This is a genomic window from Dubosiella muris, from assembly GCF_004793885.1.
In the GTDB taxonomy this organism is placed as follows: domain Bacteria; phylum Bacillota_I; class Bacilli_A; order Erysipelotrichales; family Erysipelotrichaceae; genus Dubosiella; species Dubosiella muris.
Genome location: NZ_SRYG01000019.1, coordinates 1 through 22,301 on the forward strand (window position 1 = coordinate 1; position 22,301 = coordinate 22,301).

Below are 22,301 nucleotides of genomic sequence, written 5' to 3' on the forward strand. Positions count from 1 at the left end.
ATTTCAAAGATCAAATCGACAACAAATCAAGCAATAATATTTCAAACTATTTCATGATTTTATACTTGACTTCCTATATAGTTGTCTTTTTTATTTAAAGTCTTCTATACGCTTAATATTTATTTACATGAATTTTACCGCCAGCGCAACACCTTTTTCCGTTTTTGTCCATTCCTTTGCCTTCCACGCAAAAAACGCCCCGCCAAAGCGAAGCGTCGTCTTGTTGAAAATTAAGCGTAGTGTTTCGCGATTTCCACGACTTCGTCACGGTTTTCCTTGACAAAGCGATCCCAAGGCTTGCCGCTGTTGACGCACGCCTCGCCAAGCTCGACGAACATGGCCGGCATGTCCTTCTCCAGCACGACGCCGACAAAATCCCCGAACTGGACGTCGTCGATCGCGTCGCTGCCGCCAACAAACATCCGGAACGCCGGCTGTGGCGCCTTATCCACGACTTTCACAAAGCCCTGGAAGCCCAGCGAGCCAATTTGATGCGCCGAACAACTCGACGCGCATCCCGAAATCCGGACTTTTGGCAAGGCGGCCGCCGCTTTTGGATGGTCGCGCAACGCGTCGATGCACGCCTTCAGCGTCGCCTGCGAGTTGCGCAGTCCTTGCTGGCAAACCGCCGCGCCAATGCAAGCGACCGAGTGCTCGAACGCCGTCTGCGCCGCGCCTTCCGTCAAGTCAAGCAGCTTTTGCGCCTCTTTGGCGGTACAGTTGACAAAGTACATCGTCTCGTCGGCGCCAATGCGGCACTCGACATCCGGCATGTCCTTGAGCGCTTCCAGCAGCTTCTTTGGCAGATCGACCGGCAAATCGCCCCCGATTGGATGGTACTCGACCGCGTACAGCCCTTCCTGTTTTTGCGAAACGATCCGGCTGCCCTCGATCGCGCCGTCGCCTTTCTTGTCGATTTTCTTCGGTTCGATGTGCAAATCGTGGCCGCCCGCCGCTTTCAATTCGCCGGCCAGGCGCAAAAACTCCTCTTTCAGCTTGTCGGCGCCCATGCTTTCCTGCAAATAGCGCGTTCTCGCCTTCGCCCTGTTTTCATAGTTTCCGTTTTGGCAGAACAAGTCGATCATCGCCCGGACATAGTACAACACATCTTCGGCCGGCACGTTTTCCTTCACGAGCACGCCTTTGCTGTGGTTGGCCCCAAGACCGCCGGCGATATACAGCTTGAACGTGCCGTCGTCATTGGCGACAAAGCCCATGTCGCGGAACGTCGCGTGCACCGAATCGTCCACGCCGTTCGAGAACGCGATCTTGAGCTTGCGCGGCATTTTGAAGTCGCGGCAAATCGACAGCGTGTAGTCGGCCACCGCCGTCGCGTACGGGATCACGTCGAACGGTTCGCCTTTTTCCACGCCCGACAACGGCGAGCACATGACGTTGCGCGGATTGTCGCCGCCGCCCGCCTTCGTGTAAATCTTGGCGTCAATCGCCTCCCGGATGATGGGCGCGACCTGGTCGTATTTTAAATCGTGCAGCTGCACGGTTTGGCAAGTTGAAAGTTTCAGACGCTTGATGTCGTAACGGTCAATCGTATCGACTAGAAATTTTAATTTATCCTGCGTCAGGTCGCCACCGTTCATCCGTAAACGAACCATATGCTCGTTGGCGTCGCGCTGCGCGTACGAACCCATTCCGCCGGAAATTCCCTTGTATTCTTTCCGGGTCATCTCCTGATCGTGGAACGCCTTCGTCTGTTCGGCAAATTTTTCGATTTCCTTATCGTATAATTCGATCCATTCTTTATTCATTGTTAAAAAGCCTCCTGAATTTCTATTGTCATCATATCATAGGTTCCATCCCAAGTTCCCGCAAAAGAACGGAAAATTTTAGGACGTTGTCCGAATCGAACCGATGCCCAAAAAAAAGAGCCCTCCCGTCCGTTTCTGACGATTTTGCATTGGAATTGCCCAGGAAAGTTTGCTAGTATTAATATATGCCGAAACTCAAAAATGATGTGGAACACTCGATCGAGGTCAAAAAAAGCAAATTCATCACCTACTTGCACCGAACCGACAGCGAGGACGAGGCCCGGGCGTTTATCAAACTCGTCAAAAAGACGCATCCCGACGCCCGCCATCACTGCACCGCGCTGGTGATTGGTCCGATCGTCCGCTCCAACGACGACGGGGAGCCAGCCGGCACCGCCGGCCATCCGATGCTCGACGTGCTGACAAGCCGGGGCATGACCGATATCGTGGCGGTCGTCGTGCGGTATTTCGGCGGCACGCTTCTTGGCAAAGGCGGACTGGTTCGCGCCTACACGGACAGCGTCAAACTGGCGCTCGAGCAGGCTTCGCTTGTCGAAGCGCAAACGCTCCAGACGTATCGGATCGCGTTCGACTACAGCCTGATCGGCCGTTTCGACGCGTATTTCCGCACCCGCGGCATCGAAGTCATTTCAAAGGATTATCAAAGCGAAGTGGTTTATCATTTTTGCGTCAAAGAAAACATCGACACGGCGCTCAACGAGCTGGCATCCGGCCGCATTCAAATCGACTATGTCGGCGAAACCGAACGCGAAAGCGCCGTTCCAACAACCGGAGGATAAATACGCACTATGGAATTTTTCTTAATTATACTCATCTTGATCGGCTTGTTCATGTTCGCTTTTTACATGCTGCCGATTCTCATTCCGTTTTTGATCATCGTTTCCGTTTTGGGCGCTGTGCGGCGCGCGCTGCAAAAAAACAAGCGCGAAAGCGAGTTCACCCGCCAATACGAATCGTATTTCACCAGCGAGGAACCGGAGCAGCCAAAGGTGCAGACCCGCGAAAAACGGCCCGACGCCATTGATGTCGAATATGTCGAATACGAGGAAAAGGACGAGGAGCGCCCATGATCGTACAAACCGCTCTTGGACGTGAAAAACAGCTTTATCGGTTCCTGCGCCGGTGGTGGTACGCCAAAGACGCGGAAATCGACGCGTGGTTCACCTACAAATTCGACCCGAAACATATGTTCCTTTTGCTGGAAGACGATCAAATCGTTTCCTGCCTGCAATACGCCAAGCGCACCTTGCGCTACCGAGGCAAAAACGCGACCGCCAGCGTCATCGAGCTGGCGCTGACCGCGCAGGACCAGCGCGATCAAGGCTACTTCAAGCAACTGCTCTCGGCCTTTTGCGCCAAGGCGTCGTGCAACGATCTCGTCTCGCTTGTCAAAACGATGACACCAAAGATCTTCCGCGGCGAATCGCTGGAACCTGTCGCCTTCATCAAAGAATACACGCTGCCGGTTTCGCGCATCGAGGAGCAGCGGTTCGCGCGCACCCGAAAATACCGGCCCGCTTTCGACTTGTACCCGCTGTATCAAAAATTCATTCGTCATTTCGACGGCTCGATCGTGCTGACGCGCGCCCAGTTTGAAAACGAGCTGGCGTACTTGCACGCCGCCCGCAAAAAAATCGACATTATGTACGACGACCATTACGAGCCCAACGGACTGGCCATCTACACGGTGCACGAGCACGTCATCCGGATCGAGTGTCTGATTTATTTGAATTCGGACGCCCTGGAATCGCTTTTCTCGAATTTGAGCTTGATCAGCGACAAAATTTACGTGCGCACATCCGAGCACGAGCGACTGGAAAAGCTGTACCCGAACTTGAAGTGGCGGAAAAAGGAAACGGTTCTCGCCCGGGCGAACAATCCGAAACTGTTCGCCACGTTTTCACAGGCGGAGCAAAATCAGGCATTCAAAGATTTGGACCGGCCCATGTGGTTTGGATTGCTTTAGCGGTTTTCATACCGCTTTTTTATTTTCTTTCCCGGATTGCGTCCAAAGAGCGCAAGGTGTATTATTCGTGTAATACAGTACCACTTGGCTTTCAAATCGAACCAGTCGCCAAAAGCCGGCGACCACTTGATTTAAAGTGTCGAAAACCGTGCTACTGTTGAACACGGAGGAATGATTATGATTCAAATTTCAAACACCACCAAAAAATTCGGCTCGAAAGTCGCAGTCGATCATATTTCTTTTGATATTCCGGCCGGCTGCATTACAGGCTTTATCGGCCCCAACGGCGCCGGCAAAACGACGACGATCCACATGATGACCGGCGTTCTCGCGCCCGATCAAGGACTGATCACGCTCAACGGCATCAATATCGCCACCGATCCGATCCAGGCCAAGCGCCAGTTCACCCTGGTTCCCGATTCGCCCGATCTCTTTTTGCGCCTGACAGGCCGCGAATACGCCAACTTCATGGCGGACATTTACGATATCGGCCAAAACGAGCGCAAGCAGCGGATCGACGAGCTTGTGCGCGACTTCAAGCTGGAAAACGACTTCGACTCCCAAATGGCGAGCTACTCGCACGGCATGCGCCAAAAAGCAATCATCATCGCCGCGCTTGTGTGCAATCCAAGCATCTGGATCCTGGACGAGCCAATGACCGGCCTCGATCCGGAAAGCTCCTACATTTTAAAGGAAAAGATGAAACAGCACGCGGCCGCGGGCAACACCGTCTTTTTCTCGACCCACGTGCTCGAGGTGGCGGAAAAGCTGTGCGACAAAATCATCATGATTAGCGACGGCTCAATCAAATACGACGGCACGCTCGACCACTTGAAGGCGATGCACGAAGGCGAAAGTCTGGAGCAAATTTTCCTGGGAGTCGTGTCCCATGCGTAATTTTGCGGTTTTGACGAAAGCGCTGCTCAAAAACAGCCTTTCGCTTGGAAAGAAAAAAGCGAAGACGCTCGCGCTGGGCGCCCTGATCATCGTATCCATCCTGCCTTTGCTTTGGATACTGTATACAAGCAGCGTGGACATGTTCGCCTCCCGCTTCGACTTGATGTGGCTTGAAATGTTTCTGGTCGCGACGGCGATGCTCGTATTGTGGACGGCGCTGTTCACCTTCGCCAGCTCGTTTTACTTTTCCAACGACGTACCCAAACTGCTTGTGCTCCCCGTGCCATCGTGGACGATTGTCGCGGCGAAATTCGTCATCAACTACATTTCGTGCCTGACGATCAGCCTGATTGCGCTGCTGCCGCTGCTTGTCGCGTTCATCCAGACGCATCCGACTCAAATCGTTGGCATCGTGATGTTTGTGCTGCAGCTGTTTTTGAACATTTTGCCGCCTTTGTTTGTCATGAGCGTTTTGACGATGCTCGTCATGCGGTTCATGCCGTTTTTCGCCAACAAGGACCGCTTCAACCTCGTGCTTGGCTTGCTGGGCATCGTGTTTGGTGTGAGTGTGGGCGTTATGAGCAACATGGTGTCGGCCAGCGATGGCGAAGTCGTCATGAATCTGATGACCCAAAGCCCGGTTTTGCTTGGCATGGCGACCAAGTTGTTCTTCCATGTGCCGAGCGCGGCGCAAAGCATCGTCGACGGCTCGTTCGTTTCGCTGCTTGTCAACGTGGCAATCATCGTGGCGCTGGGCGCGCTGTTCTTCGTATGCGCCCAAAAGCTGTATTTGCCAACGGTGCTTTCAATGAGCCAGGGCGCGCAAAAAAAAGGAAAGCGCAAGACGATTCGCAAGCAGGGCGCACTGGCAAGCTATATGAGCGTGGAGCTCAAACAGCTCGTGCGCACCCCGGCGTATTTGTCCAACTGCGTGCTGGGCGCCTTCATCATGCCCATCGTGCTCGTGCTTGTCTTTGTGATCAATCCGCAAATCCGCGAACTGCTGCCCATGGCCAAAGCCCTGCCGCTGGCGGATATGTTCAACTTGTGGATCTTCATGTTTTTGCTCGGGGCGGGCAGTGGCTTCTTTTTTGGCTCCGTCAACGGCATTAGTGGCACCGCCTTTTCCAGACAGGGACGCAATCTGGATTTCGTGAAGTACATTCCGCTGGCGATGGAAAAACAGATCCTTGCCAAAATGGGCATCGGCATCGCGTTCTCCTTGCTGGGAACCATTATCATCGTCATTCTGGCCCACTTTATCTTCACATATCCGGTGTATTACGACTTGATGTTCGTGCTGGGCGCCCTGCTGTCAACGGTGCTTATCAACCAGATCGCGATCCTGATCGACGGACTGCATCCAAAGCTCAACTGGGAGGACGAAACGCAGGCTGTCAAAAACAACATGAACGTCATGGCGGAGCTTTTCGTGTCGTGGCTCGTTCTCGCCTTGTTTGTCGGTTTATTTTTTCTCATCGACAACTTGACGGTGTACACAATCGTGGCGGGGCTTGTTCTTGTCGGACTCATCGTGGTCTTTGGCATCATCACGCCAAAGCTGGTCATCAAGCATTTGATGAAAATATAAATATCCTTGCAGGAAGATGTCGTTCATGGCATCTTCCTTTTTTCAAGAAAGAAGGAAAAAGACGGTTCCCTTCGATTGGTGAACCGTCTACTCCTTATTTTTGAAGGCGCATGATCGCCTTAAAAACCTGTTCGATTTCATTCGCGATTTTTCTGTCGCGCACATATTGATCCGTATTCAACATCTTTTTTTGTTTCGAGACGTAAATCCCTAAAATGGTTTCCTCTTTCAAAACAACCTTGACACCTACAAACATATATGGATGGGAAAAGATGCCCGCCGGTAAGCCGGCACCCGGTAAAAGGGCTGTAAAAGGCGGCCGTTTCCCGCGATATTTCGCGTTTTCATTCAATACCGCGACCCGCTCGATTTCCTTATATGGATGAACACCAACGGATCCATTCAATATTTCAAACGTTTGATTTTGATGATCAAAAATAACCGAATCAAATCGGATCGTATCCGGTAATATCATTTCAACTGCTCCTCTCTTCGTTTTTTATTCACTTCAACAATAATAACAGAATATATTTATACAAAAACGAAATGGAATACTTGGCCATTATAGTGGAATGTCATGCAAAAAGACGCCTCGTTTTTACGATGACGTCGATTTCTTCTTCTATTTTTACTTCAAAAATTCCAGAAAGGCTCGCGCCTGGGCGTCGATGGCTTCATGGACCCCTTCGGTCAAAGCCAAATCGCTTGTTTCCATCGTCTGCGGCGACATCGCAATCTGCGCCCGATCCTGCGTCATCACGTCCATGCCCATAAATTTGAGCAGGGACAACAGCTGTTCCTGCACCGATTTCGTCGCGTTCTTTCCGCCAACACCGGACATGGTCGCTTTCTTGCCCCATACCGCCGTGTCTTTCCAGTCCGGATCGTTTTCCTTGAGTGGTCTGGACAGCCAGTCGAGCGCGTTTTTCAAGCCGCCCGGCAGCTGGCCGTTGTATTCGGGCGTGAAGATCCACACGCCGTCGCTTTCATGGATGGCGTCGCGCATCCGTTTGATTTTTTCCGGGGCCGGAAATTCATGATCCTGGTCGAAGAGGGGGATTTCGGCCGGATCGAACACGACGCATTCCGCCTTTCCTTGCAGCGCCGCCTGCGCCATGTCGGCAAGCTGGCGGTTGAGCGAGTGTTTCCGCAGCGATCCAATGAGGATCGTGATTTTTTTCATTGTTGTCATAGAGTTGATTCTCCCTTGTATTTTTATCGTATCACGCCACTGCTGTTTTAACTCTCGGAAAGCACTGTGTGCCGCACGATCCCAGACGGGTCGACTTGCACAAGCGTCTTCACTTGTTCTTCCTTTTCTTCTGTCATATAGCGGGCAAGCACTTCGTCCGCATTGATTTGAAATGGTTGATTCATCATGTTTGTCCTCCTTGATTTTTCTGGCTCTACTATATCCAATTCGTTAAAAAAAGAAAAACGATGTGCTCTTTTCATGAAACCGCATACAAAAAAGCGGATCGCTCCGCTTACTTGAACAAGACTTTCAGTTTTTCGTCCGACACGGGGACGTTGAGCAGCGCGCCCTCCTCGATCGTCGTCGAAGCCGCCACAAGCGGTTTCAGCTCGTCGACCGCCTGGCCAAACCCGCTGCCGCCCGACGTGGCGAACAGCACGATGCGCTTGCCCGCAAAATCATGCGCCTCCAAAAACGTCCCGATGATGCGCGGGGCGACATACCACCAAATCGGAAAGCCGGCATAAATCGTATCGTACGTGGATACGTCGATGGCGTTGTCCGCGATTTCCGGACGGCTGTCCGGGTCGTTCATTTCCAATGAAGAACGCGACGTTTTGTCCATCCAGTTTAGATCCGCGTTCGTATACGGCTGTTTCGGGACGATTTCATACACATCCGCTCCCAGCGCCCCGGCAAGCTGCTGCGCCTTTTGTCTTGTCGTTCCTGTCGCCGAAAAATAAGCCACCAGTTTGTTTGTCATACGCATTCTCCTTTCACAGCGCCAAATACGCTTTCTCGTCCACCGGCTCGCACCACTCGGTTTTCGTTTCCTCGCCCGGCACCTCGATGGCGATGTGCTCGAACGAGTCGTCTTTCGTGGCGCCATGCCAGTGCTTGACATTGGCCGGAATGCGCACCACGCTGCCCGCTTCCAGCGCCTGCGCCGGTTTGCCTTCCTCCTGGTACCAGCCATGGCCGGCCAGACAAAGCAGGATCTGTCCGCCACCGTTTTTTGCGTGGTGGATGTGCCAGTGGTTGCGGCATCCCGGCTCGAAGATGACATCGCCCACACTGATGTTTTCCGTATTCAACATGTTCAAATAGCTCGTTCCATCAAAGAACTTTCCATATGGATTGACTTCTCCTCGCTTGAAAATGCTTTTCATTTTTTCTCTTCCCCTTTGCATACTTCCTCGACGATGGCAAACGCGTTCAGGCTGCGCGGATAGCCAATCCACGGCACGCACGCTTCGATGACCGCGATGAGAAACGACTTCGAGTTGCCCACGTTCAAGTTGCCATTCGTATGGCCCCGCAGCTGGTTCTCGCAGCCGCCCTGCGCCATAATAAAACAAAACGTGATCATTTCCCGGATCGAATCCGTCAATCCCTTGCGGGTGTAGTAATCTCCAAAACAGTTCGACGCCAGCCATTCGTTGACGCGCGCCCGATCGCCTCCTTTTTCCCACGTGTTTTTCATTTGCGGACCAAAATACGCGATCTGGATGTCGTTGCCTTGGCGAAGGCGGGTTTCCAGCATCGTCGTTTGCCGGTCGTCTTCGATTTGAATCGAGCGGGCATCAAAGATGCGGTCGAGAAGCGTGTAAAACGGCGCCACCCGGCCCATACCCAAATACGCCGTCGCCTGGTAGACGATTTCCTGGATCCCGACCGGCGACACCCCGCAGTCTAGCGCGACAGGAACCATCCGCTCAAACTCGTCCATTCCCTGGCAGCCAAGCAGCGCCGCCAAAACCGCCATGCAGCGCGTCTTCTCGTCCAGCGCGGATTTTTCGGATGTGAAATACAGCCACCGGTCTATCATTTGTTCATTTTTTCGCGCCAGCGCGGCGTGATTGGTTTTCATACTTTCCTCAAACATCGTATTGCCCTCCTTGGATTTCGTACCTTTACTATAAAAAAGAAACGGGTCGATGTAAAATGCCCGTTTCCAATGGCGTATCATGCCTTTAAGGCATGGTATGTAAAATACGATCCACAGCTTGCGCGACCCCATGCTCCCGGTTCGTTCCCGTCACAAAGTCCGCTTCTTTTTTTACCGCCGGCTTCGCGTTGCCCATCGCGAACGACATCCCCGCCACATGGAACATGAACACGTCGTTTTCGCCGTCGCCAACGCAGGCGATCTCCCCGGTTTGCAAGCCAAGATGGCGGGCCAGCCGCTGGAGCGCCTTGCCCTTCGAGCTGTTTTGATCGAAGATCTCGACATACGCGCTCGTGTAGGCGGCGTGCAGCTCGACCAGTCCTTCCAGCTTCTTTTGCACGAGCCGCTTTTGTTTCGGGGAAAGAAAGTACAGCTGGATCTCCTCGACGTACGCTTTTTGCTCGCGCAGCACATCGTATAGATTTCCGGCCGCTTTGGATTGTTTCGCGTCCTTGCCAAAGACGAGGCGTCCCTGCGCTTTCATCCATTGGCCATGCACCCAGTACTGTCCCACGATGTGGGCGGCCGGCTTCACGCTCGTGTTTTGAAACGCGTCGATGATTTCCTCCACCAAATACGGCGGGATCCGCGTATGAAACACATCCTGCCCGCGGCGCATGTCGCGCACGAGCGCCCCGTTGGATGCGATGACGTAACGAAACAAGTCGGGATGGGCTTTGAGAACGTGCGGCAGGCAGTCGAGTGCCCGTCCGGTCGTTGGCACGATTTCGATCCCGGCCGCTTTGGCGCGGTACAGCGCGGCGAGGTTTTGGCTGGAAAAACGCGAAAACGGATCCAGGCACGTGCCGTCCATGTCAACGGCCAGCAATTTGATCATACGAAATTCTCCTTTATATACGAGGCGCAAAAATCCAGAAACAGCTTCACGCACGCGCTTTCGGTCCGGTTCTTTTTCCATACGAGGACGCTGCGGGTGTTTTTGCGCGGATGAAACGGCACAAACGCCAAATACGGATTTTGCACGGCGCCCACGACGCCTTCCAAGCCGATGGCGCATCCCATACCCTCCTCCACCAAATACATGACGTTGGAGAACAGCGCTTCCTCGCACACGATGTTCAACTCGTTTTCCTCTTTTTGAAACCAGTTGAGCACCTCGCGGCGCACCGCCTCCCGCACCGGCAGGATCAAGGCGCGCTTTTCCAAATCGGACGCGAGAACGGATTCCCTAGTTGCGAGCGGATCGTCGACGGACACCGTGACGCCCCACCGTTCCTCGACGGGAAAGCGTAAAAAGGAAAAGCGGGCGATGTCGGTTGGCTCCATGAGCAGACCAACATCGAGCAATCCCTGCTCGAGCCGCCACTTTAAGTCGTCGGTAAAGTTGTTGTAGAGATGAAAGCGGACGAGCGGATAGCGCTTGTGAAACGCCGCGATGATGCGGGCCAGCAGCGCTGAGCCCATGCTTTCGATACAGCCTACGTGAATGGTGCCGGAAACCTGCCCTCCAATTTGGACGAATTCTCTTGTCGTCTTGTCGACGAGGGCGACGACTTCGGCGGCGCGTTCCCGAAACAGCGCGCCCGCTTCGGTGAGCGTGATTTCGCGTTTGCCGCGGTTAAAAAGCTTGACGCCCAGCTCGATTTCCAAATCGTGCAGCTGGCGCGACAACGTCGGCTGGGTGAGATGAAGCGTCTGGGCCGCCCCCGAAATGCTTCCTTCCTGGGCGACCGTCAAAAAATACCGGAGGACCCGCAGCTCCATATCATTGTTCGATCGCGTCGACGGCTGCGATCACCGTTCCGCGAAAGCCTCTTTGTTCTAAGGCGCATACGCCCTTGATCGTCGTGCCGCCCGGCGAGCAGACGGCGTCTTTCATCGCGCCGGGATGGTCCTGTTCGGCCAAATAGAGCGCCCCGACCCCTTCGATCATTTTGGCGGCCAGTGCGTAGGCGCTTTGCCGTTTCAAGCCGTACTTCACGCCGGCGTCGCCCAGCGCCTCCATGTACATTTCCGTGAACGCGGGCGCGCAGCTGGCCAAAACCATCGCGATCGACATGTGCTCGGGTTCGATTCGCTCAATGAGGCTGATCGGCGCGAACAGCTGCTCAAAGCGTTTCCATTGTTCCCCGGTGCAGTTCGTGTTCGACTCGACGAGCACGATGCCCTGCCCCACCGCGATGGGTGTGTTAGGAATCGTGCAAAGCAGGGCGCCGTTTTTGACGATTTCGCAAAGTGTCGCGAATGGCTTTCCCGCCACGACGGAAACGACGATCCGTCCTTTGAAATCGAGTCCGGCGCACACGTCGTCGACCTGGTACGGTTTGACGGCGAGCACGACAAGCTCGCTGTGGTCGATGACGTCCTGGGCGCTTTCGCACGCGTGCACGCCATAGCGTTCGGCCCGCTGGCGCAGCGTGTCATAGTGGGCGGCGCATACATACACGTCGTCGGGTTTTACGACGCTTTTCCCTTCCAGGCCCCGGTAAATGGCTTGCGCCATGTTCCCAAATCCAATCATTCCAATTTTCATCGTTATTCTCCTTACTTAAATAAATTTTTCTTGCGGAAGATGATGATTTCCACAACGAGCACGAGGACGCAAAACACGCAGGTGCCGATAAATCCGGCGCGGGTGTAAATAAACGGCAAATAGCGAAAGTTCATTCCAAACCATCCGGTCACGAGTGTCATGGGCAAAAAGATTGTCGTGACACCGGTGAGAAACTGCATGATGTTGTTTTGTTTGGCCGCCATGATGTTTTGCGACAAGTTGGAAAGCTGCGAAGCGTAGTCCTTGATGGTTTGCACCATGGAATACAGCTGCCCGACCCGCGTGTTGTACAGTGAAAGCAGATTGTTGGCGAGCTCGTCTTTTTCCTGAAGCACGACTTGCTCGAGCGTTTCTCCCAAATCCGAGAGCTGCTCGTAATACATGCCCAGGCTGTTGAGATCTTTGCGCATGCTCATGATGTTTTGATCCAGATTTTTGGCGATGCCATGCTTGAGCTGTTCTTCGAGCTGCGAGAGCCGCATTTCAAATTTCTGCAAATAGTACACGTCGTCGGTGATCATATACTGCATGAAATCGAGCAAAAACACGATCGGCGTCGTCAGCGCGTATTCGAATTCCTTTTGCATATTGCCTAGCAGCAACTCGATTTTGTTCGTGTCGTCGATAAAATACAACGTGTTGCTGGCGATGCAGAAGGCGAACACGATTCGTTCTTTCGATGGATCGCGTTTGTCGGGAACGACAAAGCTGCCTGATGTGATGTTTTTATAGTGGTTGGCTTTGCAGAAGTGAATTTGATTGATGGTTTTGCCGACCAGCGTCCGATCGAACAATTCGGGGTGGGCCGTTTTGAAATCCTTCGAGGTCACGACTTCGATCGCCTCGGTCAGACCGTCGTTTTCCCATTCCCTTCTCATTCGCGTCCCCCGCCGGCGTCTTTTAAAAAGTCAAGAATCGCCTCTTCCACCAAATTGCCGTTTTTTTCATTCAGGATTTCATGGCGCATTCCTTCAAACAACATGCCTTTCACATGGCGATATCCCTCCCGGCGCAAAAAGCGCTGGGCTTCCTTCCACTTTTCCACCGACAAAATGACAGGGTCGTCCTCGCCGGCGACAAACAAAATCGGCAAATCCAGATTTTGTTTTCGCCATCCTTCGTTCGTGTACGTCGCCTTCACGAGTTGAAACAAGTTTTTATAGCCATTGAGTGTGAACGTGAATCCGTCGCGGTCGTGGTGGTTGAACGCGTGGACATTGTCCTCGTTGGCGCTGATCCAGCGGTTTTTGTGCCGGCCCTTGAATTGCCGGTCGTAGGCGCCGGTCGAGAGCGCCGCCACCAGCCTGGAGCGATGCCGCTTGCCAAACCGGCGTTCCAGTTTTTCCACAAGAAACAGCGCCTGGTCGACAAGAGGGTTGTTTCCCGGCGCGCCGCACACGATCAAGGCGTCGAGCGTGTCGTCATACAACTGGATGTAGCGGCGCACGACAAGCGAGCCCATCGAGTGGCCAAACAAAGCGTAAGGCACATCGGGGAAGCGCGCCTTCATCGCCAAATACACGTCGTGCACATCCTCGACGATCGCCTGCCCGCTCTCGTCGCCAAAATACCCCAGGTCGTCTTCGTGGGGCACGCTGGCGCCATGCCCGCGATGATCGTGGATAATGGTCGCGAAACCATGCTTTGCCAAAAAAGTCATGAACGACAAATACCGCTCCTTGTGCTCGGCCATGCCGTGAACAAGCTGCACGACGCCGATCACATGGTCGGGGATCAGCGTCATGACGCTTAGCGAAAGCCCGTCGCTGGACGACGGAATCGTAAAATAGTTTTTCTTCATGCGGATTCCTCCGTTTCCTCCTTCTTCTGGCGGTAAAAATGCGCTCTCGATATGCCGTATACCTTGTCGCGGTATTTCTCGAGCGAGCCGTACGTGTCCGCCATTTCCTTTTCTTTTTTTGTTCGAATCACAACGATGCCGTCTTCTTTGAGCAACGGCAGCGAGCCGAGCGTTTCCATGACTGGATGGAAAATCTCGTCGACTGTGTACGGCGGATCCAAATAAATGATATCGAAGCGTTCGCCGCGCCGGGACAGTTCGGGGAGGGCGCTGAACGCGTTGGCTCCCATGAGTTCCACGTTTTTTTGCTCAAAATGGCATTTTTTCAAATTGTTCTGGATCGTTTTCAGCGCTTTGGGCGCCTTTTCGATCATGACGACGCGATCGGCTCCACGGGAAAGCGCTTCAAGCCCCATACTCCCGCTGCCGGAAAACACATCTAAAAAATGACTGCCGGCGATATCCCATTGCCATATGTTGAATAAGGACTGCCGAATCTTGTCTGTCACCGGTCTTGTATCGTATCCTTCGGGCGCGTCGATTTTCGTTCCGCGCGCGCTGCCGGAAATAATCCGCATACTGCTTCCTCCATTCTTTTTTCGTATCGGTTGATTCTTTTTATTATACCGCATTTTACCGGAAATCACGTTCCTTTACATTTTTGAATTCCCTTTCCCTGCCAAAAGCGGATCGTTTAGCCAGGAAACGATGGCGACGCAGCGAAAAGCGCGCCAATTCTCCGGCGTATTGACCGTTTTCAAAAAAAAGCGGCGATTGAAAAGCGTTTCAATAGGCAAAAGGGACTTGGTGTGGTTTAATACAGATGAGCTTGAAATAGCTCACTTCATAATCAAATTCCCTTTCTTAAAACTTTCTTGGAAAAAGGTCTCGTTGGAGGCCTTTTTTCTTGTTTTCAAAAAAAAACCGTCCAAAGACGGTTAGCGTAAAGCACGCTCGTGCTGTTCGAGCGCGGCGATATCGGACTCGACGATCGTTCCCGACCATTTGGAGAAAAAGACAGGCCGGCGTTCCACGATTTTGGAAAAGATGACCAGCGTGAAAATGAAATACCCGATGGCGGCGATGGGCGCGAAGAGGCCGCTTACGGCGAGCAAGTCGAGTAATTCGAACGGGAAAATATAAAAAACGGCAAAAATCGAACAATACCGGATGAAAATTTGCCAAAGCTCGATGGTTTGCGTGTCGGGCGGGATCGTCGAATACAGTCGCATGCTTGTCATTGCCATACCGGGTGTCCGTCTTTTTTTCGACCATGCCACGCTTCCGATAAAATAAAGTACGATCCAAACCATAAACGTGTGCGGCAGCAAAACGCTCATCAGACCGGCGAACCCGCTGGAAAACGCGAGATCGCACAAGACGGACAAGATTCTTCGAAACAAGGACACCCGTCGTCCAAGGGCGTAGCTTTCCTCATCGAGTTTTTCCCGTGACGGCAGCAAAAACCGAAAGCCGCTCATGAGCGCGTAGCCGACGAGTCCTCCGCATGTGTTGGCCATCAAATCGTCGACATCGAACATGCGAAACGCTTTGGCGTAAAGACCGTATATTCCGGTAAGCTGCGTCGTTTCCAAAAAGAGCGAGAAGCAAAACGAAAACAAAATCGCTTTTTTCCAGGAACAGCGAAAATAATAGCGTAAATACATGCCGAAGGGAACGAACATGAGCACGTTGAACAGCACTTGAAACAACGCTTCGTTTTTCCAAAGGGGCACATGGTGCCGGTTCTGGTACTCGACAATGTCGCCTACAAACCGGAACGGGATGAAATTGGGCGGCACGCCGGGCGAGGCGGCCACGCTGGCGCGGGAAGGCAGCGGGAGAATCACGAGAAACACGACCGTCATCATGTATAAAATAAACGAGTACACGATGAGCACTTTGAGCGAGAAAACCGATCCGTATTTATGATAGTTGTACAACACGTAAGGCAAGGTGAAGAAAACCGCCACGAGCGGAAACGCGACCAGAGCGGTGTGAATGACTTCGATATAAGTGTGCATGTCTGCCTCCTTTTCTTTTCCTTGATTATATCGCGCGAGCCGGCGGGCCGGAATTACGTTTTTGTTAGACGGAAAGGCAGGCATTTCACTTTATACTTTCGTTGGAAACCTCTACTGTTAAATCAACAAGGAGGAAACACTATGACTACATTTTTAGGCAATCCGGTGACATTGGAAGGCGAGGCGCTCAAAGCCGGCGAAACGATGCCGGACTTCGAAGTTATCTCGACTAGTTTGGAACCGCTCCACCCCATGCAGGAAAAAGGAAAGAAAATCATTTTGGCCGTTCCTAGCGTCGATACCGGCGTATGCAATTTGGAACTCGAGAAATTTATGGAATACATGAAAGGGCGCGATGACGTGCAAGTCATTTCCGTGTCGATGGATCTCCCTTTCGCGCTGGATCGCTGGTGCCAGGCCCACAAAGGCAACGTGCTGACGACAAGCGACTACAAAGAGCGCGACTTTGCGAAAAAGACAGGGACGCGCATGACGGAAAACGGCTTGCTAGCGCGCAGCGTGTTCGTCACGGACGAGGACGGCAAACTCACCTACGTGGAATACGTGGATGAAGTCAGCCACGAGCCGCACTACGATCAAGTCATCGAAGCGATTGGCGCGTAAACAAAACGGCGGGAATCAGGATCCTGCCGTTTTTTTGTTGTCTAAAATTTCCTTGACCCGCTTCTGGAGCGCGGGGACGACTTCCTGCTCGAACCATGGATTTTTTTTGCGCCATCCAAAATTGAGCGGACTTGGATGGACGATTGGAAAATACGTTGGCAAATAGCGCGCGTACTGGCGCACGGTTTCCGTCAGCGTCGGCTCCTTGTCTTTTTTCAACGTGTGGTCGACCGCGTATTTCCCGACCAGGATCGTCAGCTCGATGTTTGGCATGAGGGCGCGCAGCTCGTCGTGATAGGCGGCCATGAATTTTCTTGGCGGCAAATCGCCGCTCTTTCCTTTGCCGGGATAGTAAAAGTCCATGGGCAGGATCGCGATTTGATCCGAATAAAACGTCTTGTCGTCGATGCCAAGCCACTTGCGCAGCGTGACGCCGGACGCGTCGTTGAATGGAATCAACGTTTCCTCCACCTTCCGTCCGGGGGCCTGGCCAACAATCAAAATTTTCGCGTTTTCGCTCATTTGCACGATGGGCGGAATGCCGCGTTTCGTGTAGTCCGCGTTGCGAGGATCGTTTTTGACTTTCTCGATGATTTCTTCCAGTTTTTCCATACGCTATTTTTCCCACACCAGACGATCCAGCCACGTCTGGCATCCTTTCAAAATATCCTGGTACGCCGTTTCGAAATCGTCTGTGTACCATGGGTCGGCGATATTCTTTCCGTCCAGCAGCAAGTGGATCTTGTGGTCCGGGTTGTTGGGGATAATGTGTTTGATGTTGCGCTGGTTGTTGGCGTCCATAAGTAAAATGACATCAAACAGTTTATAATCTTTTTTCGTGACCTGACGAGCGTAATGTCGCGTGAATGGCACGCCTTTTTCACGCAGCTTCTGTTTGGCGGGCGGGTATATGTCGTTGCCAATTTCCTCGGTGCTCGTGGCGGCGGACTCGATGTAAAACTGGTCTTCCATCCCTTCCTTTTTCACGAGATCTTTCATAATAAACTCGGCCATGGCGGAACGGCAGATGTTGCCATGGCAGACGAATAGGATTTTTTTCATATGTACGTTCTCCTTTGAAATCCAGCTTAACATGGAACGGGGATTTTTTCGATTCCGACTCATAGATATAAATCTCTAATTTGAATAGAGTCAATCCTGACCCATCAATTATCCCCGCTTTCGCGGGGAATACCCATCCCGCACCCGGAGAAGGCAAACCTTTTTGGGATCATCCCCGCTTCCGCTGGGAATACACTATTTTGATCTCATATTTAAAGTACTTGATTCAATTTTACATCTTTTTTTCTTCAAATGTACATAGACTTCAAATGTTATTTTACAATTCTGTCCGATAACGAAAACCATAAGACAATCACGCCATTTTTAATAAAAACGTCATTTTTATCACGAAATTATGCATATTTTCGTGATTATCTTTATTTACCATAAATATCCCACTCTTTATGGCCGACCAGACAGACCGGCTCCTCGGGCTGCCTTTAAAAGAAAAAGAAAAAAAGAATAGAAAACAAAAAGGCTTGATGAATAGAGGGGATATCATCAAGCCTTTTCCCTATTTCTGGAACAGCTTTTGACTGGTCGAAGGCAGTTTGACACCTAGCAACACAAGCAAAGCCACCCCAAGAACGCATCCGCAAATGAGATAAACCTGCGCGAACGGCACAACATTCAACAGATTTCCTGCTACGTTTTGAAATCCAATCGAAAACAGCGACTTCACGGTTTGCACAAGCGCCAGCGCGCTGATTTGCCGATTGGCATCCACAAGCGAAGCGACCGCCTTCAAATTGATCATAATAAACAACATCCCGGCTGGATGCTTTGCCATCAGCGTGATTGCCACCATCGCTCCAACCTTCAGATCAAGCGCGTACACGCCTAGCTGCACCAGCACCAAACCAAACGCGATCAGCATAAGCGTTTTTGTTTCCAGACGATCCATAAACTTTCCCGACCACAACACAATGGGCGCCTCACAAAGGACAGCGGCCGAAAGAATCGCGGACGTCACGCTCATATCCAGCCCTTTGGCCTGGAACATGGCCGGCGCGTACGTATTCACCACGTTCGTGATTCCAAAAAACACGCCCGCAAGCCCAAGATAGATAAAAAATTTTTTATTGCCGCTCTTCAAAGAATTCTTTTCCTTTTCCGGTTTCTTTTCCATAGCCAGCGAATCGGTTCCGGCCAATCCAATCACGCACAAAGCCATCGTCCCCAAAAACGCGATAAAGATCGCTTGCGGCGAAACAAAGTCGTAAATCAAGCCGGCAAGCTGACTGCCAAGCGCGTATCCAATCGTCCCCCAAATCCGAATCCGTCCATACGCGTACGGCGAGGCCGTCGCCACCTTTTCCATCACCGGATTCGTCCCGTTCAAAATCAGCATCACAAGCGCGTACGAGCCGGCAATCATCCACAAGGTATCGGCCATCAAAAACAAGACCGCCCCAATCATCGCGATACCAAACAAAGCGAGATTCAGCTTTTTCGCGTCATACCGGTCCGTCAAGGAACCAATGAGCGGCTGCGTAAGCAGCGAGGCAAGAAACGATCCCGACACGACGAGCGAAACATCGCTGGCGCGATATCCCCGATCCAGCAAATACACGGAAATCAGAACGGAAAATAAAGCCCATGACAAATAGTAAAAATTATACATGAGAAAGTAGCTGAAATACGAATTTTTATACCCGGCAAGCAAACTGTGTTTCTTTTGTTTGAGAATTTGAAATTCCATGTTTTTCCCTCTTTTCTTGATAGCTTTATCGTAAAAGTCGTTTAGAAAAAAGAAAATGGCTTTTCCTGTTTCTCAAACTTCGTTTTCATCTTTCCAATCCCGTTTTCATTCAATCTGTAAACAACATTCCAAAAGCATCTCCACGAATCGCGCCGCTTCTTCCTTTTCTCTAGAATGAAGCTATAGAAAGCGAGGAATCCTCATGCTCAGCCATTCCAAACTCGGATTCGGGCTCATGCGCCTGCCCAAAGACGAAAACGGCGTCATCGACCAGACGCAAGTCCAGACGATGGTCGATTTATTCATGCACAACGGTTTTACCTATTTTGATACCGCCTACGCGTACGCGGGCAGTGAAAACGCGATACGTGAAGCGCTCGTCAAACGTTACCCGCGCGATACGTTTACTTTAGCCGACAAGCTGCCGGCATGGAAATTAAAAGGACCCGAAGATGTGGAACGCGTCTTCCAGGAATCCATGGAAGCCGCAGGAGTCGACTATTTCGACTTTTATTTGCTTCACAGTGTCGAGGAAAAACACTTGCCAACGTATGAAAAATACAACACGTTCGACTTTTTAAAAGAAATGAAAGCCAAAGGAAAGATTCGGCACATCGGCTTCTCCTATCATGACGGGCCAGAACTGCTCGAACAAATCCTCACCAGACACCCGGAATTGGAATTTGTCCAGCTTCAACTCAATTATCTCGACTGGGAAAACGAAGTGATCCAGGCAAAGCGCAACTATGAAGCAGCCCGACGGTTTGGCAAACCCGTCGTCGTCATGGAACCCATCAAAGGCGGTACGCTGGCGGTTTTGCCTCCCGAAGCCGAAGCCATTCGAAAACAGACCATTCCCCACACGACACCGTCCTCTCTCGCGCTGCGCTTTCTTGCCGAAAAAGAAGGCGTCATGACGATTTTATCCGGCATGTCCAATGGGGAACAAATGAAAGAAAACACAGCGACGATGCGAAACGCCAGCCCGTTAACCGAAACCGAGTCAAAAGCCGTCGCCGCCATCACCCGTTCAATTTTGTCGGCGGACACGATTCCGTGCACCAAATGCCGCTATTGCGTAGCCGGCTGCCCGATGCATATCGCGATTCCCGACTTGTTTACGGCATACAACAGCCAGCGTCTTTATGGCGAACACGCCCGCTATCAAACCTACTACAATAAATTTTCCAGCTTGGGCAATCCGGCCAGCGCCTGCGTCGCATGCGGTCAATGCGAAGGCGTCTGTCCACAGCATCTGTCCATCGTTTCTCTTCTTAAAACCGTTTCCGAAGCGTTCGATCATTAAGTGCCAGCCGGCGCTTTTTGCGTTATAATGAAAAAAAGAAAGAGGAATCCTCATGAAACTTCACTATAAAGGAACTTATGATCTCAATCCCGACTCGCTGCCTGCCGCGCCCGCAAAAAAAGACGCCGTCCCATTCAAAGAACCCGATTCCATCGAAAAAATAGCCTGGATCGCCAACGGGATCGCGCTCGTCCTTTTGGTCGTTCTCGCCATCCCAATCGTAGCCCTGTACAAAACCAGGCTGATTTTCTCCATCGGCTTCTGGATTGGCGGGGGCCTCTCTCTCCTCACGTGTTTTCCCCACGAGATCCTTCACGCGCTTTGTTTCAAAGACGATGTCTATTTATACACCAACTTGCGCCAAGGCATGCTTTTCGTGATCGGCACCGAAACGATGAGCAAGAGACGATTCATTTTTATGTCCATGCTTCCTAACCGCGTCTTCGGTGTGCTCCCTTACGGGCTCGGCCTTCTTTTCCCGTCATGCAGCGTCCTGCTTGGCTTAGGATGGTGCGCGATCACCATGGGCGCCGGAGACTACCTCAACGTGTTCCACGCGCTAACGCAAATGCCCAAAGGCGCGAAAACGTACATGTCGGGTATTCACAGCTGGTGGTTCATACCAGAAGAAAACGAGGACCGCTAAAAATCCCCGTTCCATCTTTATTTTAATAGAAATCCGTAAACATCCGCCTCTTTGCCCTCAAAGGAAAAGCTTCGCTCATACACGCCACCATTGTTTTGAATGACACGTACCGATGCCGTGTTGTCCCGCTCCACAGAAAGCTGAAGCTTTTGAAGACCCGCCTCTTTCGCCACATCCAGCAGCTGGCGCAGCATTTGCGTTCCATATCCTTTTCTGCGTTCCGACGGACGCACGCTGTAGCCGCAATGGCCCAAATCTTTCAAAAAGCCGTTCAACGAATGGCGCAAGTCGATGATTCCAACGATTTCCTGATCGCCGGGACGGACCGCGAAAAACGTGTCCGTCACCACCCAGTTTGGATCGACGGTTTCCGGCTTCGTGTTGCGCGTCACCGCCTTCAGCCACTCGTCGTAACTCTCGATTTGATCGAACAGCTCACTTCCATAAATTGTCTTTTCCCCACTTTCAAAATGCGCTTTCCGGTACGCGAGCGCGCTCTCTTTCATCGCCGATACCGGCCGTTTTAAAACAATCTCATCTTTTTTCATTCCGTTCCTCCTGCGGCAGCAAAAGCCGCTTGACTTCCTTTACGATTTGCGACGATACATCGTCCTCAATATCCATCAGCCGGCTATACAACCGCACGCCCTGATACGCGAACACGATTACATGGAACACCGCCTCGGCATCCACCGGCATAAATTCCTTTGTCGCGACGCCATAGGCAATAAGTTCGATCCACGTCGCTTTGGAGCGCTCGTAGCTTTGTTTTACAAAACCGTCTTCCTTCGTATGACTGGAATCGCCGTAAAACTCCACGATTGCCAAACTCAAAGAATTTTTATCGTCCCGCATTTCCATTTCATAACGGGAAAGCAGGCTTTCCAAAATGACTTTAGCCGGCACTTTTTTCGCGATTTGCTCTCGCACTTCGTCTTGCTGGCGGGCTGCCATCTTTCGAAGGATTTCCAAAAAGATTTGCGCCGTGCTTTCATAATGGCGATACAACCCGCCCCGGCTCAAACCGGTTCGCTCGCAAAGCATTTTCATATTCACACGGGTAAATCCATATTCGGCAAATAACCGGTACGCCGTATCCAAAATGAGCTGTTTCGTTTTTTCTCCCTTTGTTTCCATTGTCCGTCTCCTTTGCGACATATATGTCGCTTTTATGATACGACACGCGTGTCGCTTTTTCAAGAAGAAAAAAAAACGGATTTGACGTCGCTCAATTCAC

Annotated in this window: 27 protein-coding genes; 8 read left to right on the plus strand and 19 right to left on the minus strand. The window is 51.8% G+C overall.

Annotated elements, in window-relative coordinates; genetic code table 11:
* Window positions 1-230 precede the first annotated feature (230 nt).
* Window positions 231-1,766 carry a nitrite/sulfite reductase gene (locus E5336_RS09045; RefSeq protein WP_135980800.1) on the minus strand — a complete coding sequence of 512 codons (1,536 nt, stop codon included), beginning with the start codon at window positions 1,764-1,766 and terminating at the stop codon, window positions 231-233.
* Between the two features lie 185 nt (window positions 1,767-1,951).
* On the opposite strand from E5336_RS09045, the gene E5336_RS09050 reads away from it, so the two are divergent.
* The 5 genes from E5336_RS09050 to E5336_RS09070 all read left to right on the plus strand — a co-directional run bounded on the left by E5336_RS09050 (window position 1,952) and on the right by E5336_RS09070 (window position 6,241).
* Window positions 1,952-2,566, plus strand: coding sequence for a YigZ family protein (locus E5336_RS09050; protein WP_135980801.1), 615 nt, complete (start codon window positions 1,952-1,954; stop codon window positions 2,564-2,566).
* Between the two features lie 9 nt (window positions 2,567-2,575).
* Window positions 2,576-2,857, plus strand: coding sequence for a hypothetical protein (locus E5336_RS09055; RefSeq protein WP_135980802.1), 282 nt, complete (start codon window positions 2,576-2,578; stop codon window positions 2,855-2,857).
* Window positions 2,854-3,753: a GNAT family N-acetyltransferase gene (locus tag E5336_RS09060; RefSeq protein ID WP_135980803.1), complete on the plus strand. Its 900-nt coding sequence runs from the start codon at window positions 2,854-2,856 to the stop codon at window positions 3,751-3,753. Before E5336_RS09055 ends, E5336_RS09060 begins: the two co-directional genes overlap by 4 nt.
* Before the next feature lie 177 nt (window positions 3,754-3,930).
* Complete coding sequence (locus tag E5336_RS09065; protein ID WP_135980804.1) at window positions 3,931-4,650, plus strand: ABC transporter ATP-binding protein; 720 nt, start codon at window positions 3,931-3,933, stop codon at window positions 4,648-4,650.
* The gene (locus E5336_RS09070; RefSeq protein ID WP_135980805.1) at window positions 4,643-6,241 is read left to right on the plus strand and encodes an ABC transporter permease; all 1,599 of its coding nucleotides are present in this window, start codon (window positions 4,643-4,645) and stop codon (window positions 6,239-6,241) included. Before E5336_RS09065 ends, E5336_RS09070 begins: the two co-directional genes overlap by 8 nt.
* A 94-nt stretch (window positions 6,242-6,335) precedes the next feature.
* On the opposite strand, the gene E5336_RS09075 is transcribed toward E5336_RS09070, so the two are convergent.
* The 13 genes from E5336_RS09075 to E5336_RS09130 all read right to left on the minus strand — a co-directional run bounded on the left by E5336_RS09075 (window position 6,336) and on the right by E5336_RS09130 (window position 15,724).
* A complete protein-coding gene (locus tag E5336_RS09075) occupies window positions 6,336-6,716 on the minus strand; it encodes a hypothetical protein (RefSeq protein ID WP_135980806.1) in 381 nt (126 codons plus the stop codon).
* Between the two features lie 153 nt (window positions 6,717-6,869).
* Entirely contained in the window at window positions 6,870-7,433 is a 564-nt protein-coding gene (locus E5336_RS09080) for an NADPH-dependent FMN reductase (protein ID WP_135980807.1), read from the minus strand.
* Between the two features lie 47 nt (window positions 7,434-7,480).
* Complete coding sequence (locus E5336_RS12445; RefSeq protein WP_168353623.1) at window positions 7,481-7,621, minus strand: hypothetical protein; 141 nt, start codon at window positions 7,619-7,621, stop codon at window positions 7,481-7,483.
* A 107-nt stretch (window positions 7,622-7,728) separates the two neighbouring features.
* Window positions 7,729-8,199 carry a flavodoxin gene (locus tag E5336_RS09085; RefSeq protein WP_135980808.1) on the minus strand — a complete coding sequence of 157 codons (471 nt, stop codon included), beginning with the start codon at window positions 8,197-8,199 and terminating at the stop codon, window positions 7,729-7,731.
* A 13-nt stretch (window positions 8,200-8,212) separates the two neighbouring features.
* A complete protein-coding gene (locus E5336_RS09090; RefSeq protein ID WP_277820836.1) occupies window positions 8,213-8,605 on the minus strand; it encodes a cupin domain-containing protein in 393 nt (130 codons plus the stop codon).
* Entirely contained in the window at window positions 8,602-9,321 is a 720-nt protein-coding gene (locus tag E5336_RS09095) for a carboxymuconolactone decarboxylase family protein (protein WP_168353624.1), read from the minus strand. The genes E5336_RS09090 and E5336_RS09095 overlap by 4 nt, the downstream gene beginning before the upstream one ends.
* Window positions 9,322-9,409: 88 nt before the next feature.
* Window positions 9,410-10,222, minus strand: coding sequence for an HAD family hydrolase (locus E5336_RS09100; protein WP_168353625.1), 813 nt, complete (start codon window positions 10,220-10,222; stop codon window positions 9,410-9,412).
* The gene (locus tag E5336_RS09105) at window positions 10,219-11,109 is read right to left on the minus strand and encodes a LysR family transcriptional regulator (protein ID WP_135980812.1); all 891 of its coding nucleotides are present in this window, start codon (window positions 11,107-11,109) and stop codon (window positions 10,219-10,221) included. Before E5336_RS09105 ends, E5336_RS09100 begins: the two co-directional genes overlap by 4 nt.
* A 1-nt stretch (window position 11,110) precedes the next feature.
* Window positions 11,111-11,878, minus strand: coding sequence for a pyrroline-5-carboxylate reductase (gene proC, locus E5336_RS09110; RefSeq protein ID WP_135980813.1), 768 nt, complete (start codon window positions 11,876-11,878; stop codon window positions 11,111-11,113).
* A gap of 11 nt (window positions 11,879-11,889) precedes the next feature.
* Window positions 11,890-12,777: a magnesium transporter CorA family protein gene (locus tag E5336_RS09115; RefSeq protein ID WP_135980814.1), complete on the minus strand. Its 888-nt coding sequence runs from the start codon at window positions 12,775-12,777 to the stop codon at window positions 11,890-11,892.
* Window positions 12,774-13,700, minus strand: coding sequence for an alpha/beta fold hydrolase (locus tag E5336_RS09120; RefSeq protein WP_135980815.1), 927 nt, complete (start codon window positions 13,698-13,700; stop codon window positions 12,774-12,776). The genes E5336_RS09115 and E5336_RS09120 overlap by 4 nt, the downstream gene beginning before the upstream one ends.
* Complete coding sequence (gene rsmD / locus E5336_RS09125) at window positions 13,697-14,278, minus strand: 16S rRNA (guanine(966)-N(2))-methyltransferase RsmD (RefSeq protein WP_168353626.1); 582 nt, start codon at window positions 14,276-14,278, stop codon at window positions 13,697-13,699. The genes E5336_RS09120 and rsmD overlap by 4 nt, the downstream gene beginning before the upstream one ends.
* A 360-nt stretch (window positions 14,279-14,638) precedes the next feature.
* Complete coding sequence (locus E5336_RS09130; protein WP_168353627.1) at window positions 14,639-15,724, minus strand: VanZ family protein; 1,086 nt, start codon at window positions 15,722-15,724, stop codon at window positions 14,639-14,641.
* 141 nt (window positions 15,725-15,865) lie between these two features.
* Here E5336_RS09130 and tpx point away from each other — a divergent pair, with 141 nt between their 5' ends.
* Window positions 15,866-16,348, plus strand: coding sequence for a thiol peroxidase (tpx, locus tag E5336_RS09135; RefSeq protein WP_135980818.1), 483 nt, complete (start codon window positions 15,866-15,868; stop codon window positions 16,346-16,348).
* Window positions 16,349-16,363: 15 nt separating this feature from the next.
* Here tpx and E5336_RS09140 read toward each other — a convergent pair whose 3' ends face one another.
* The 3 genes from E5336_RS09140 to E5336_RS09150 all read right to left on the minus strand — a co-directional run bounded on the left by E5336_RS09140 (window position 16,364) and on the right by E5336_RS09150 (window position 19,112).
* On the minus strand, window positions 16,364-16,960 hold the full coding sequence (locus tag E5336_RS09140) for a uracil-DNA glycosylase family protein (protein ID WP_135980819.1): 597 nt from the start codon (window positions 16,958-16,960) through the stop codon (window positions 16,364-16,366).
* A gap of 3 nt (window positions 16,961-16,963) precedes the next feature.
* Complete coding sequence (locus E5336_RS09145; RefSeq protein WP_135980820.1) at window positions 16,964-17,410, minus strand: low molecular weight protein-tyrosine-phosphatase; 447 nt, start codon at window positions 17,408-17,410, stop codon at window positions 16,964-16,966.
* A 514-nt stretch (window positions 17,411-17,924) separates the two neighbouring features.
* The gene (locus tag E5336_RS09150) at window positions 17,925-19,112 is read right to left on the minus strand and encodes an MFS transporter (RefSeq protein WP_277820837.1); all 1,188 of its coding nucleotides are present in this window, start codon (window positions 19,110-19,112) and stop codon (window positions 17,925-17,927) included.
* Between the two features lie 202 nt (window positions 19,113-19,314).
* On the opposite strand from E5336_RS09150, the gene E5336_RS09155 reads away from it, so the two are divergent.
* A complete protein-coding gene (locus E5336_RS09155) occupies window positions 19,315-20,418 on the plus strand; it encodes an aldo/keto reductase (RefSeq protein ID WP_135980821.1) in 1,104 nt (367 codons plus the stop codon).
* A 52-nt stretch (window positions 20,419-20,470) separates the two neighbouring features.
* Complete coding sequence (locus tag E5336_RS09160) at window positions 20,471-21,064, plus strand: DUF3267 domain-containing protein (RefSeq protein WP_135980822.1); 594 nt, start codon at window positions 20,471-20,473, stop codon at window positions 21,062-21,064.
* Between the two features lie 17 nt (window positions 21,065-21,081).
* Here E5336_RS09160 and E5336_RS09165 read toward each other — a convergent pair whose 3' ends face one another.
* Together E5336_RS09165 and E5336_RS09170 are read right to left on the minus strand one after the other, a co-directional pair.
* Window positions 21,082-21,612, minus strand: a complete 531-nt coding sequence (locus E5336_RS09165; protein ID WP_135980823.1) for a GNAT family N-acetyltransferase — start codon at window positions 21,610-21,612, stop codon at window positions 21,082-21,084.
* Window positions 21,599-22,201, minus strand: coding sequence for a TetR/AcrR family transcriptional regulator (locus tag E5336_RS09170; protein ID WP_135980824.1), 603 nt, complete (start codon window positions 22,199-22,201; stop codon window positions 21,599-21,601). The genes E5336_RS09165 and E5336_RS09170 overlap by 14 nt, the downstream gene beginning before the upstream one ends.
* Window positions 22,202-22,301 lie beyond the last annotated feature (100 nt).